General features: G+C 55.3%; 8 protein-coding genes and 1 pseudogene. 2 read left to right on the forward strand and 7 right to left on the reverse strand.

What is annotated here, in order from left to right:
* Positions 1-19 precede the first annotated feature (19 nt).
* The 7 genes and pseudogenes from ABE504_RS25690 to ABE504_RS25720 form a co-directional block, all read right to left on the reverse strand.
* Positions 20-1,141 (reverse strand): annotated as a pseudogene (locus ABE504_RS25690) (hypothetical protein); the annotation flags it as partial.
* Between the two features lie 30 nt (positions 1,142-1,171).
* Positions 1,172-3,439 (reverse strand): hypothetical protein, encoded by a 2,268-nt coding sequence (locus ABE504_RS25695; RefSeq protein WP_430094372.1) that lies wholly within the window; start codon positions 3,437-3,439, stop codon positions 1,172-1,174.
* A 60-nt stretch (positions 3,440-3,499) separates the two neighbouring features.
* The gene (locus ABE504_RS25700) at positions 3,500-5,215 is read right to left on the reverse strand and encodes an extracellular solute-binding protein (RefSeq protein ID WP_430094374.1); all 1,716 of its coding nucleotides are present in this window, start codon (positions 5,213-5,215) and stop codon (positions 3,500-3,502) included.
* A 73-nt stretch (positions 5,216-5,288) separates the two neighbouring features.
* Positions 5,289-6,158 carry a carbohydrate ABC transporter permease gene (locus ABE504_RS25705; RefSeq protein WP_430094377.1) on the reverse strand — a complete coding sequence of 290 codons (870 nt, stop codon included), beginning with the start codon at positions 6,156-6,158 and terminating at the stop codon, positions 5,289-5,291.
* Positions 6,159-6,172: 14 nt separating this feature from the next.
* Positions 6,173-7,129 carry an ABC transporter permease gene (locus tag ABE504_RS25710; protein ID WP_430094380.1) on the reverse strand — a complete coding sequence of 319 codons (957 nt, stop codon included), beginning with the start codon at positions 7,127-7,129 and terminating at the stop codon, positions 6,173-6,175.
* Between the two features lie 530 nt (positions 7,130-7,659).
* The gene (locus tag ABE504_RS25715; protein ID WP_430094383.1) at positions 7,660-9,192 is read right to left on the reverse strand and encodes a response regulator transcription factor; all 1,533 of its coding nucleotides are present in this window, start codon (positions 9,190-9,192) and stop codon (positions 7,660-7,662) included.
* Entirely contained in the window at positions 9,189-10,979 is a 1,791-nt protein-coding gene (locus ABE504_RS25720; RefSeq protein WP_430094386.1) for a sensor histidine kinase, read from the reverse strand. Before ABE504_RS25720 ends, ABE504_RS25715 begins: the two co-directional genes overlap by 4 nt.
* Before the next feature lie 187 nt (positions 10,980-11,166).
* On the opposite strand from ABE504_RS25720, the gene ABE504_RS25725 reads away from it, so the two are divergent.
* Positions 11,167-11,670, forward strand: coding sequence for a CBO0543 family protein (locus tag ABE504_RS25725; protein WP_430094389.1), 504 nt, complete (start codon positions 11,167-11,169; stop codon positions 11,668-11,670).
* Between the two features lie 118 nt (positions 11,671-11,788).
* Positions 11,789-12,754, forward strand: a complete 966-nt coding sequence (locus ABE504_RS25730) for a right-handed parallel beta-helix repeat-containing protein (RefSeq protein ID WP_430094390.1) — start codon at positions 11,789-11,791, stop codon at positions 12,752-12,754.
* The last annotated feature ends 36 nt before the right edge of the window (positions 12,755-12,790 follow it).

Genomic DNA, 12,790 nt, shown 5'->3' on the forward strand with positions numbered 1-12,790 from the left:
CGGAGAACTGGGTAAAATGCGCAACCGTCCACAGCCCTTTGGTGATCTCGTAGTGTCCCGTCCATGGCGTGTTGGCGACGATCATGCTTTTGTACGTAAAAGGGGTATTGGTATACGCGCTTTCAATGCCCGGATGCATCTCGTACTTCGTCATCTTCCCGACGGCATACATGCGAATGATTCGGCTCGCCATGTCGAGCGAGCCTTTCACAAAATCTTTGCGCGAAGGCGCCAAATCCTCGCCATCCCACAACTTCAACCCTGTCGCCTGGGCGTTCGCAGTGCTCGTCTGGTTGTAATGGATATTCATCGCGACCAGCGAGTTCTTGAGCGCAGAGTCCGCCACCGCTTTATCAGCGATAAACCAGCCGACGTTGCTGTCTGCCGCCACGAGACCGACGCTGCCATAGCCGTCCGCCGTCAAGTTCGGCCGCAGCGTATTCACGACGAAGTTGCGGCTTGCGCCGGTCGTGCTCCAATCGGAAGCTTTTGTATTTTCGTTTTTATCCACAGAGAGATAGTTGAAATCCAGGCCATAGGTTGCTTTCGCGCCATCGAGGAATTTCTTGTAGTACGTATAGAGGTCGCTGTCGTTCGAAATCCAGGACGGTGTCCCCCATCGCAGCGCTTCGAGCTCGATAAGCGGATTAAGCGTCTTCGCCTGCTACGCCGCCCACAAATTCGTTCCCCGGGTAATGTCAAAATCGGTCGCCGACCGCATATGGCTCGGTTCCGTGCCCGACGACGAGTTGACGTCGCTGCCGATCTCGACCTTCACATGCTGAAGGGAAGCGCCGAACTTCGGCTTGAACAAAAACTTCAGCAAATCGTCCCGCTGATTGGCAGGGTAATCCATCAGCAGCTTCGTCATGCCGTTGCTGAATACCGCCCCGACGCCTTCGTACGTGCTGCCGACGTCGGCGCCGTTGATGTTGACGACAGTCGGCGCAGCCGCTGCCGATACAGGGAACAGGAGCGCTCCGCCAAGGCTGGACGCCACAAGCGATGCCGCCAGTACCGTGCTTGACGCGCGAGTAACTGCTTGCTTTTTAAACATGAATTCATCTCCTTTGGATATGGTAATGAAGCTATATAGGCAAAGCAAAAAACGCGGCACTCGCACGAACCTCTTACAGCCCATCTGCTCTTGCCGCGTTCCCTGCACAAACCTCTAGTCCAGCAATTTTCCTCCTACGACCTCCACGGCGTCAATGTAGACAAATGCTCCCTCCGACTCCGGATGCCGGATGCCTTTCACGACAAGCCGAACTTCCGTCTCGACAGACGGATCAAGTCCGTGTATGCTCCAAAGCGCCTTGCGGAAGCCGGGCTGTGTACGGTACGTATCCACCGTTCCTTGATACTCGCCGCCGACGTAAATGTCGAACATGCCGCCGCCCGCAGCCTTCTTGCCGATGATGGCGGCGCCTTCGCCCCGGAAGCGGAACGTCAGCTCCGCCCCGGCTTCATCGGACGCTGACAATGTGCGCGCGTAGACGTTCCAGTCGCCGTCCGCCCGGCGCCAGCCGCCAGCGTAGGTCAGCTCCTCGCTGACATCGTCGTAACGGACGCACGCCACTGCCGCTCCTTCGCGCAGTTGCTCGATGCGCAGCTCGCGGAACGCATGGCGATGGTAGCTGCTCAGCAGGGCGATCTGCCCGCTCGCGATCTCGCTGTCCGTGAAGGCAAACAGCTCCTCGCCGTTCCAGGCGGCGGAGATCGTCTTGCCTTCAAAGCTTAGCTCGGCGGCGTACCACTCGCCGGGAACGAGCGCTTCGATGTCGCCCTGCAAGAGCGGCACCTTGCCCTTCATGAGCTGCCAGCGTCCCGTATGCTGCATGCGCAGCCAATACCCTTCCGGCGGCTCGTTGCTCTTGGACGTGTAGCTGACGCGTCCGCACAGGCCGATATAGCCTGCGCTCGCCTCCAGCTGCACCTCCACGCCGACGCGATAGTTCGCCCACTCGAGGCTGCCAAGCAAGGTGTACGGCTCCGGCGTCCGGCGGTACGTCCAGTCGATCGGAATCTGCGCCTCCGTCACCTGCTGGCGCAGCACGAGCCCGCCCTCCGGCAGCGGCTCCCATTCAAAAGCGCCGCCCTGATCCGACGTGTACGCCGGATTGCCGCCGGGGTGCCCTGCCGTGAAGCTATCGCGATACGGCAGCGGGAACACGGTCGAGGAGGCGATGCGCAGCTCCTCGTCGCCCTTGCGCTGACCCGATGTCGTCGTCAGCGTGTAGATCGCATACGGCTCCGCCGTCAAGCGCAGCGAGCCGTCCGCTTCCAGCTGCGCATCCCCCTGCCGGAAGTGCGCGTGCTCGGTCGTAACCCACAGCGCCAGCCGCCCGTCATGCGCTGCCGCCAGCTCGGCGGCGCCGGCGATGACGTAGCTCTGTTCGGCGCTGCTGTTGTTGAGAACGACAATCGAGATGTCGTTCGTCTCCGGATTCAGCAGCGTCACATAGCCGCCGCTCTCCGTCTGCCCGCAAGCATCGTCGAGGTACACCCAGCCCGGCTGCATGAACTGGGTGAAGTGGGCGATCACCCAGAAACCCGGGTCGAGCCGATAATGTCCCGACCACGGCCATGACGCAACCAGAATGCCTTTATAGTTAAAAGGCGTATTCTCGTACTCCGCTTCGAGCAGCGGATGCAGCTCGTACTTGACCATGCGGCCCACGACGTACATGTCGATGATCCGCTGCGCGATATTCAGCGCACCTTTGCTAAAGCTGTGACGGAACGGCGCCAGATCCTCGCTCAGCCACAGCGGCTTGCCGCTCGCCTGCGCGGTGTCCGTGCTGTCCTGGCGGTAATGCACGCCGTACGCGTGCACCGCTTCGAACAGCGCCGGGTCCGCCGCCGCATGATCGGCGATATCCCAGCCGTGGTCGCTGTCGTCGGCGACCAGCTTGATATGGCCGAAGCCTTCGCGCTTCAGGCCGGGCGCCAGCGTGTTCACGGTCCAGTCCCGGCTGAACGCCCCCTCGTTGATGTCCGGACCGAGATAGTCGAACTCGAGTCCAAATGTCTCTCTGGCCCCGCGTAGGAAATTCAAATAATACGCCAGCTTATCCTCGTCGTTCTGAATCCACAGCGGGGTGCCCCAACGCAGCGCATCCAGGATTAGCACGGGGTTGATCTTTTTGGCCATCGCCGCAATCGGTAGTCCATAGCCTCGCGTGATGTCAAAGTCGTCCCGGTTGCGCATGTGCGAAGGCTCCGTCCCTGCCGACGTATTCACGTCGGAGCCCAGCTCCACTTTCAAATGCTGCAAGCTTGCGCCGTACTTCGGCTTGAACAGGAGATTCATAATCTCCTGCTGCTGCGCCTCCGGATAATCCATGAGCAGCTTGGACATCCCGTTGCTCGTAATGCCGCCGATGCCTTCAAATACGCGTCCTTGTCTGCTGTCGGCATATCGAATTGTTGTCTCCATCGTCCTGTTCCTTTTCACAGATGAGGGAGCCTATGCTAAGCTCCCCCTCTGACCTGCTCTTTATTTTTTAATCTCGCTCATAATTTGCTTATATTTCTGATCCTGCTGCTTCGCAATCTCGTACATATCCTTGGCAAGGAACGCTTTATCCTTGTTCTCGTCGTACCATTTGGCCATCCAGTCCTCCACCTGCTTGCCGCCGGCTTTTTCCCAGATTGCCATGGCTTCTTTCATTGCATCGTCCGTCGTGTATTTGTCGCCTTCCACAATCGCCTTCGCCCAGACCGTCCCGTTGCCGGCCCCAACCATGGAGTTCACTTGCTTGTCGGTGTTGGTCACAATCGCCGCCAAATCTTTCGGCAGCTGCGGCATATGCTCGGAGTGCGTCAGCTCAGCGTAAGGCAGATCAAACGTCAGGTACGTGTCGCGCAGCAGTTGGTAATAATCCTGTACGCGCGGATCGCTCTTATACTGAACCGCCGGTGTGGAACATTTGTTAAAGCGCAGGCCGGTGTTGGTCAGCATTTTCATGTACACGGTGATGTCGCTGACTTCTTTCTTGAATTTATCCGCATCAATAATTTGCGGGCAGCCCTCAACGGTTTTGGTATGTGTGCCTTCGATGCCGTTATCCAGCACGTCGGCTGTTGAATCCTTCGACATAAAGTCGATGTATTTCATGACGGCTTCCGGATTTTTCGAGGAGGCGGCGATGGCGCCTGTCATTTGCACCGGATTCTCAAGCGACGGCGTGAAGCGGCCGAATGGGCTTGTCGGGAACGGCATGAGCGTCATCGTGGCGGTCGGCACGTTCTTTTGCAGCGGATCGAGGAACTGGGTCACAATATCCTGCGGCGTATTGAAGTTCGGCGAGATGATGCCGACTTTACCGGCGATGAAATCCTGCTTCGCTTTCGCCATGTTTTTATCGTTGAAAAAGTCTTTATCGACAATCCCTTCGCTGTATAGCTTTTTCTTAAAATCGGTGGCGACTTTAATATTCTCCCACGAATATGTCAGCTTGCCGTCTTTCACGACCCAAGGTTTGATCGCGTAGAACATCTGGTTGATCGTATATTCCATCGAGCCCGCTAAAGCGATACCATACGTATCTTTTTTCCCGTTGCCGTCCGGGTCCTGTTCCGCAAACGCTTTCGCAACCTTGTACAAATCGTCGGTAGTCTTCGGCATCTCCAGCCCGAGCTTCTTGAGCCAGTCTGTCCGGATGATCACCCCGCGCAGCGGATTCACCCATTGAATGTGGCCGACCTCGTACAGCTTGCCGTCCGGCTTCGTTCCGGCTTTGCGGAGCAGCGGATTTTGTTCCAGCAGCTTTTTATACTCTACGGAGTTTTTGGCAATGAGATCGTCGAGCGGCATCAACTGCTTTTGCTCATAGAGTGGGTTGCGGATCGTCGGATCGAACACCATGAGCAGGTCAGGCGCGGAGCCGGAGGCGAACATGACATTCGTTTTTTCCTTAATCTGGGCAAAAGAAATCGCCGTAAACTTCACGTTCTCCGGACCGTTTTCGTTAATCCATTTGGTCCAGCGATTCTGCTCGTTCGTACCCTCGTCTTGGGAGACACGGCCCGTGTCGTAAGCCGTTACGGTGATGTCCTTGCGCGGTTCGGGCGCTTTCGTCGCTCCAGAAGTAGCCACCGAAGATACCCCTGGTGAGGATTTGGCGCCGTCGTCCGATTTGGAGCAGCCAATGACGGTAAGTGCCAGTACGGCGGTTGAAGCGAGGGCAAGCTTAACTTTCATATTTCTCATGAATACATACCCCTTTCGTATATAAACAGCTATGGAAGCATGGTGAATCCAACGTGGTGAGCGTGCAGCACGGTCACCCTTTGACAGCGCCGAGCATGACGCCTTTGACGAAATATTTTTGCAGAAACGGATACAGCACGATCATCGGCACCATCATCACCATCACGCTGGCCGCCTTGAGCGATTCCGGCACGACTTCAACCTGCGCCCCTGTCAGGACGATTTCCTGCAGCAGCTGCTGGTTTTGGATCATCTGCTGGACGAGCACAGCCAGATTGTATTTGACAGATTCATTGATGTACAGCATCACATTGAAAAATAAGTTCCAATAGCTCACCGAATAAAACAGCGTGATCGTCGCCAGCACCGGCTTCGAAAGCGGAAGCATGATTTGCAGCAGCTGGCGCCATTGTCCGCAGCCGTCCATTTTGGCCGCTTCTTCCAGCTCTTCCGGAATATTCTCGAAGTACGTCTTCACCACCAGCATGTTGTAGGTGTTCACCAGCGAAGGAATCCACAGCGCCCAGTAGCTGTTCACGAGACCGAACAATTTCACGATGAGATACGTGGGAATCATACCCCCTGTAAACATCATGGTAAAAATCATCGCCAGTGTAAACCACCTTCTTCCTGGGAGTATTTTCCTGGACAAGGGATAGGCGGTCAGCACTGTCGCCAGCATACTCAGCGCAACCCCGACGACTGTGATGATCACGCTGTTTTTGAACGCCGGGAGGATGCGGGTGCCCTCAAACATCGAGGTGTAGGCATCGGTGTTCCAGCCTTTCGGCCATAAGGTGACTCGGCCAGAGAGAATTTCCTGCGTGTGGCTGAGCGACAGCGATGCAATATGAAGCAAAGGCAATAGGCAGGTGAGCGCGATCAGCCCCAGCAAGGTATAGTTCAGCCCGTAGAATAGGCGGTCTCCGTTGGTTGATTTCATTTTTGTCGTCCCCCCTAGAATAAGCCATGACCGAAGCGCCGAGCCAAACTATTTGCGCTCACGACAAGGATGAAACCGACGATCGATTCGAAAAAGCCCATCGCCGTCGTCAGACTAAACTGCCCGCCTTGCAGCCCTACGCGGTACATGTACGTCGAGATGACTTCGGAGACGCTCGCATTGAGCGAGTTTTGCAGCACGAAAACATGATCAAAACCGATCTCCATCACCTTACCGAGCTGAAGAATGAGCAGCAGCACGATGGTCGTTGAGATGCCGGGTAGGGTCACATGGCGGATCTGCTGCCATTTGTTCGCGCCGTCGATGTTCGCCGACTCGTACAGGTGCGGATCGATCGATGTAAGCGCCGCCAGGTAGATGATGGCGTTGAAGCCCATCTCTTTCCACACGCCGGAGGCGATGAAGACGCCGATCCAGCTTTTGATGTTGTAAAGGAAGGGGAATGGCTCGCCGCCGGCCAGCTTGATCCAGTTGTTGATTGTGCCCGATTCGATGGACAGAATGGATATGATGAGGCCGCCGACGATGACCCATGAGAAAAAATGCGGCATGTACAGAATCGTTTGCACGATGCGCCGGAACCAAAGCCTGCGAGCTTCGTTCATCATAATGGCGAGCGCAATCGGCACCGGGAAGCCGCAAATGATCGTCAGTCCGCTGAGCACGAACGTGTTGCGGATGATCTCCAGCGTCTGCGCCTGCTTGAACAGCGTCTCGAAGTTCGTCATACCGACCCACGGGCTTTTCAGGATACCATCTGTGAAATTGTAATCTTTGAAAGCGATGATCAGCCCGCCCATTGGCATGTACTTGAACATAATGTAAAAGGCAATGCCCGGCAGCAGCATGAGGAACAGCGGCAGGCTTTGTTTGGCGCGCAGCAGGCTTTGGCGCCCCCGGGGCTGGGTCTTCGGAATCGCCAGGCTGGGTGCCTCCGAGTTAGGTTGCATCGTATCTCTCTCCTCTCTGATTTCAATTATACGGATCGCGGGAGAGGAGCGCCTTGAATCTGTATAGGTAAATCTGGAGGATTCTACTGGGGTGGGGGTGATGATGTCGTGTTATTTCGCTAGCGGTACTTGGTAAATCATTGAGGAAGCTAGTTGGGAGAATGAGGGACGGATGGCGGGAGTGAGGTATATGGCGGCGGTGTGAGGAAGTTTGGGAGCAGCATTCATTGGTGCATAGGCAGTACGGGGACGTGAGCTGCTATATTCCTGCGATTAAGCAGGCATTTTCCTCCAGATGAGTGCGTTTGGAGGTGATTCCTGCGATTAAGCAGGTTTTCCGAGCGATTGTCTGGATTTCGAGAAATTTTTCGGCAGATTCCTGCTGTTTCGCAGGCATTTGATGAAAACGAGCAATTTGGAGGGAAATCCCTGCTTTTTTGCAGCTTTGGGGGATGGTGGCGGCCCCATACATCACAAGAGAGCCAGCCGTGCTCCCTCCACCCAGGAAGCACGGCTGGCTCTTCCATTAGCTACCCCATCCTCCGGAACTCGCTCGGCGAGCAGCGCACCCAGTTGCGGAACACAGTGGTAAAGTAGTTCGGGTCGTCGTAGCCGACGGCTTCGGCGATTTCGGAGATTTTCATGTTGGTGTTGCTGAGAAGGATTTTGGCCTTCTCGAGCCGGAATTGGGTGAGGTAGTTCGTGTAGCTCTCACCGGTTTCTTTCTTGAACAGGTTGCTGAAATAGCTCACGCTGAGGTGCACATGCTGCGCGACGTCGTGGATGGAGCAATCGCCTTTATAATGCTGCTCGATATAGCGCACGGCTTTATCGAGCAGGTTGTCGTTTTTGCCGGCCAGCCACGAGTTGAGCTGGTACATGAACGCCTGCGCCTGCGCGCGCAGCCAGAGCGCCACTTCCTGCGCCTCCCGCAGGGGCTGAAGCGCCTCGATCCAGACGCCGAGCCCCGGGTCCTGGGCGCTCCCGGCCTGCGAGCCGTCCGCGGACGGCTCGAGCACGCGCTTGCGCGCCGCCTCCATCGCCAGGGCGATGGCGAGTCCCTCGAGCTTCGCATCGCTCGGGGTCATGGCGGCGGCGGCCGCGATCAGCCCCTCCCAGTACGACCGGAGGGGCTCGATTTGGCCCTGGACGATGTAGGCGACAGCCTCGGCCTGGATCGTTTTGCTCCGCTCGGCGTGGTCCGGCACGAGCGGGTCGTGTTTGCCGTGGGCCGCGTCCTGCGGACTGCCGGCCAGGCAGCCGTACAGCGCCGCGAAGCCGCTGTTCATCCACTCGCTGCGCAGCGTCAGCCCGAGCAGCGCATCTGTCATGCCGATGACTTGACCGGCATAGGCGTCCAGCCCGGCGGCTGCGCCCGCCGCCGCGACGGCAAACACATCGTGCTTCACGCTAACGAGGGTGCCCACGCCTCCCGCCTGCGCGAACAGTTCCTGCATCACGTTCAGCACGGCGAATTGCAGCAGGCGCGCATCCTCGCGCCTATAATCCTTCCCCGCCGGCGTGTACGACGCCACCGTGAACACGAGCAGCGCCCTGCCCTCGCACGTGCGCTGCAGGCGCCCCACCGCCGCTTCATCCATCGGCAGGCCGAGCAGCCAAGCCCGCAGATTGTGCTCGAGCAGACGGTTCTGTTCAGCTAGCGAACTGACAAGCTCCTCCTGCCGCGCGGTGAACAGCTTGAACGCTTTCGCCAGCGGCTTCGTCAGTTCTTCCGCCGAGAGCGGCTTGAGCAAAAAATCAACCGCGCCATAACGCAGCGCCGCCTGCGCGAATTCAAAATCTTTGTACGCCGTCAACACCATAACGTCAATCGGTCGCTCCAATTCTGAAATGTGGCGGCAGAGCTCGACGCCATCCATCTCCGGCATGCGAATGTCCGTGATGACGAGATCCGGCCGGAGCTCCTCGATCAGCGCCATCGCTTCCACGCCGTTATCCGCTTCCCCGGCGACAGACCAACCGGTCTGCGAAGCTTCGATCATTTTCATCAGCCCTCTGCGAATCAGAGGTTCGTCGTCTACGATCAGCACTTTTCCTTTCATGCGGATGAACCTCCCTCTTCCCTTGTGTGTGCCGGCAGAACCAGCTTCATCGTTGTCCCCAAATCGGGCTCGCTAAAAATCGTTAACCCGTAAGGCGGGCCGTACAGCAAATTGACACGCCGTATGACGGTCTTCAGTCCGATCCCGCCTCGCTTTGGCGCATCCTGCACCTCATCCAAGCTGCGTTCCTGCAATTGCAACACAGCCACAACCTGATCCCCCGTCATGCCCTTGCCGTTGTCGCTGATCTCGATGCACAGCATATCCGGTTCCTGCAGGTACGCTTTAATCCTTAGAATGCAAATCCGCGACATCTGCGAAAAGGCATGCACAAACGCGTTTTCCACGAGCGGCTGCAGAATCAGCCGAATAACCGGCAGTCCCTCCACCCCATCGTCGACATGGATAAACGTCTCCAGCCTGCCGCCGATGCGCGCGCTCTGAATGTTGATGTATTTCTGGATATGCTCGATTTCATCCTGTACGGTGGTATGCGTGTTTGGGCTTTGCAGCGCATAGCGCAGCAGGCCGGACAGCGACAGGACAAGCTGCGCCGCTTGTTCGTCATTTTCACCTAGATACAACTTCATATAAATCGTATCCAGCGTGTTGTACAGAAAATGCGGATTCAGCTGCGCCTGCAGCGCCGTCAGCTCCGCTTCGCGCTCATGCAGCTTGCGCTCGTACACTTCCTTGACGAGCGACTCGATGTTCGACGCCATTTCATTGAAACTGTGGCCAAGAAACGCCAACTCATCCTGCGTCGAGATGCGGATTCGCGTATCGAAGCGGCCGCCGCGCAGCTTTTTCATTCCGGCAACGAGTGTGCGAAGCGGCCCTAGCAGCCTGCGGCCCGTGAAAAAAATAAGCAGCGACGCCAGCCCGATGCTGACGAGACCGGAATACAGAGCAATTTGGAAAATCCCCCGGCTCTTCTGGTTAAACGATTGCAGCGACAGCGCGGAGATCAGCGTCATATGCGAGCCCTGCGTCGTGCTGCGGCTTACGTAAATCGGCTGGCCGCCGATAGTCACGGTCTGCGAATCGGCAGCTTGCAGCAGCGCGTCCAGATCGTAGCCGTCTTTTTTATGATTCGTATAAATGACACGGTTGCGGTCATCGAGCAGCACCACCTGCGCGTTCTCGCCTTTGGTCAGATCGTCCAACATCGCACCGAAAAGCGACTCATCCCAAAACAAAATCAGGATGCCGTACAGTTCCTGCTGCTTGTTCTTCATATAGCGGGCGGCAGAGATGACGTTCTTGTAGCCCGAGCTCTCAATGCTGGATATGCGCATCGCTTTCCATACAATTTCACCGTTCGAGCCCTCGAGCGACTGCTTGATCGTCGTATAGTCGGCGTCGCTGAGCGGGATGACGGTGCCCGAATTATTTTCGAAAAAGTAGCCCGAGCCCTTCGTATTGTACACGTACATGCTCGACAGCTTGGGCTCATCGATGGAAATTTGATTTAGCAGACGCGCCAGCTCGTCCTGATCAAGCAGCCGGTTGTAGAACGTATCCTCCGCCCGCTCCGCGGAGCGCCGCAAAATATCTTCAATATATGGATGAAAAACAATGTAGTTCGTCGATTTGTACATATTTTGAATCTGGAACTCGACCCGGGCTGCGGCCTGCTCATTCGCCTTGGCAAATTGCTTGGAGATCTCACCCGTAAACATCTTGAGATATACCGTATAGGTCACATAGCCGGATATCAGAAACACGACCATAATCAAGGTCGAGAGGGAGGCGATCAGCTTAAAGGATAGATTTTTTTTGAACATGTCGTCAGCGCACCTCCGTACCTCCATTATAAAGGAGATGGGCGGCAGATTCCTCGAAAATGTTGCGATTTGTCTCGAAAATTGTGGGATACAGGAACATAAAGCGAATGAATCATTAAAAATAGATAAAGTCAGTTTAATACAACACATTTAGTAAATAATGGTAACTTAAAGTTAATTAGAGGGCGTGGTTCACATTCATATCGCAATCGCATTATGGGCTATTTTTGCCGCAATTCGATGGGGTGATTGGAAAAATTTCCAAAGCTATTACCCTACTTTGCTTTTCGTCATTGCCTGTCACTTGCTGTACAAAGTGTTCGCTTTCGACCAGCATCATATCTGGCGGCTGCAAGGGGAGGTTTTCCTAAACCACCTTGGGGCTTATCTGCTGCATGTGTTCGTCATTCTTCCCATGGCGATTTTTATTTACCTCTCCACTTATCCCGTGACGCTGCTTAAGCAATTCCTCCATATTATCAAGTGGATCTTGATCTTTGTCGTTGTTGAACTCATCGGATGGAAATATGGAAAAATTGCTTATCATCACGGATGGACGATCTGGTGGTCCGCCTTGTTTAATCTGAATATGTTTCTCGTCATGCGGGTCCACTACAAACGCTATCTCTGGGCTATCCCTTTAGGTGCTTGCTGTACCCTCTTTTTCTTGATTGTTTTTGATTATTTGTAAAAATGGCGATCGGAAAGCATGAATTGTGCTTCTTCAGGTAGACTTCTGTTCCTTTCCATCCCCCCTCTTGTGGAATCTACTATAACTAGCTAAATAGATTCTAGTGAGGTGATTCCCCATGGCCATTCTTCCTGTGCATCCAGGTCGTCCGACCGCGATCCAAGATGCGGTGAATGCAGCGATTCCAGGCGACGTGATTCTCGTTCATAAGGGCGTGTACCATGAAACCGTTCTGGTGCCCAGCGGCAAAGACAATCTTCGCATCGTTTCCAAAGAACCGCATGATGCGATTCTTGATGGCAAGTTCAGCTTGGCGGAAGCTTTCGGGCTTGAATTTACGGCGGGGGTTGAAATTAACGGCTTTCAGATCAGAAATTACGTTTCCAACGGCATTCGCTTGTATAATGGCAAATCTCACCGCATAATGAACAATACCATTCGGCACATTGCCGGCGCCGGGCTTCCACTCGGCCTCTTTGTGCTGCTTTCGACCGGCACGCTGATTGTCAAAAATACGATTGAACGCATCGGCCGCGGCAGCGCAGGCACCGGCCTTCAGTTGAACAGCGGGTCATCGAATTGGATCATCGACAATAAGCTGCAAGCTAACCGAGCCTATGGTATTCAAGTTTTGGACAGCAATCACAATACCATTGCAGAGAATCACATCTCCCGGAACCGGGATGACGGCATCCTGCTCAGCGGTTCGGACAACAACCTGCTTCTGCATAACACGGTGGAGCACAATCGGGGGAACGGCGTCATGTCGCGAAGCACAAATTCACTGGTTGTTGGCGGAGGTATGAAAGATAATCTGGGCAATGGCTTGCTGTTCATGAACAATTACAGCTTTGCCGGGTTTACTGAGCTGAAGAACAACCGCCAGAGCGGGATCAATGCGTCTTCGGATTTTAACGACATGCAGGAAAATCAGATCGATAAGAACGGAAATTACGGAGTGCTGATTGAAGCGCCGCATACGGCCAACTTTGTGTTCGAGAATCTCTTCAAGAAGAATGAGCCGCGCAATACGAAGGATCGGGGCGTAGATAATACGATTTTGCAGAATCGGTTTCGGTCGTAGGCAGCTATCGCAAGCAAACAGCCCCGGACGGATTGC

Source organism: Paenibacillus oryzisoli (genome assembly GCF_050467285.1).
Lineage (GTDB): Bacteria > Bacillota > Bacilli > Paenibacillales > NBRC-103111 > Paenibacillus_E > Paenibacillus_E oryzisoli_A.

Bases quoted from the DNA above. Each gene is read 5' to 3' on its own strand.
- ABE504_RS25695 (WP_430094372.1), bottom strand. From the start codon at position 3,439: ATGGAGACAACAATTCGATATGCCGACAGCAGACAAGGACGCGTATTT.
- ABE504_RS25700 (WP_430094374.1), bottom strand. From the start codon at position 5,215: ATGAGAAATATGAAAGTTAAGCTTGCCCTCGCTTCAACCGCCGTACTG.
- ABE504_RS25705 (WP_430094377.1), bottom strand. From the start codon at position 6,158: ATGAAATCAACCAACGGAGACCGCCTATTCTACGGGCTGAACTATACC.
- ABE504_RS25710 (WP_430094380.1), bottom strand. From the start codon at position 7,129: ATGCAACCTAACTCGGAGGCACCCAGCCTGGCGATTCCGAAGACCCAG.
- ABE504_RS25715 (WP_430094383.1), bottom strand. From the start codon at position 9,192: ATGAAAGGAAAAGTGCTGATCGTAGACGACGAACCTCTGATTCGCAGA.
- ABE504_RS25720 (WP_430094386.1), bottom strand. From the start codon at position 10,979: ATGTTCAAAAAAAATCTATCCTTTAAGCTGATCGCCTCCCTCTCGACC.
- ABE504_RS25730 (WP_430094390.1), top strand. From the start codon at position 11,789: ATGGCCATTCTTCCTGTGCATCCAGGTCGTCCGACCGCGATCCAAGAT.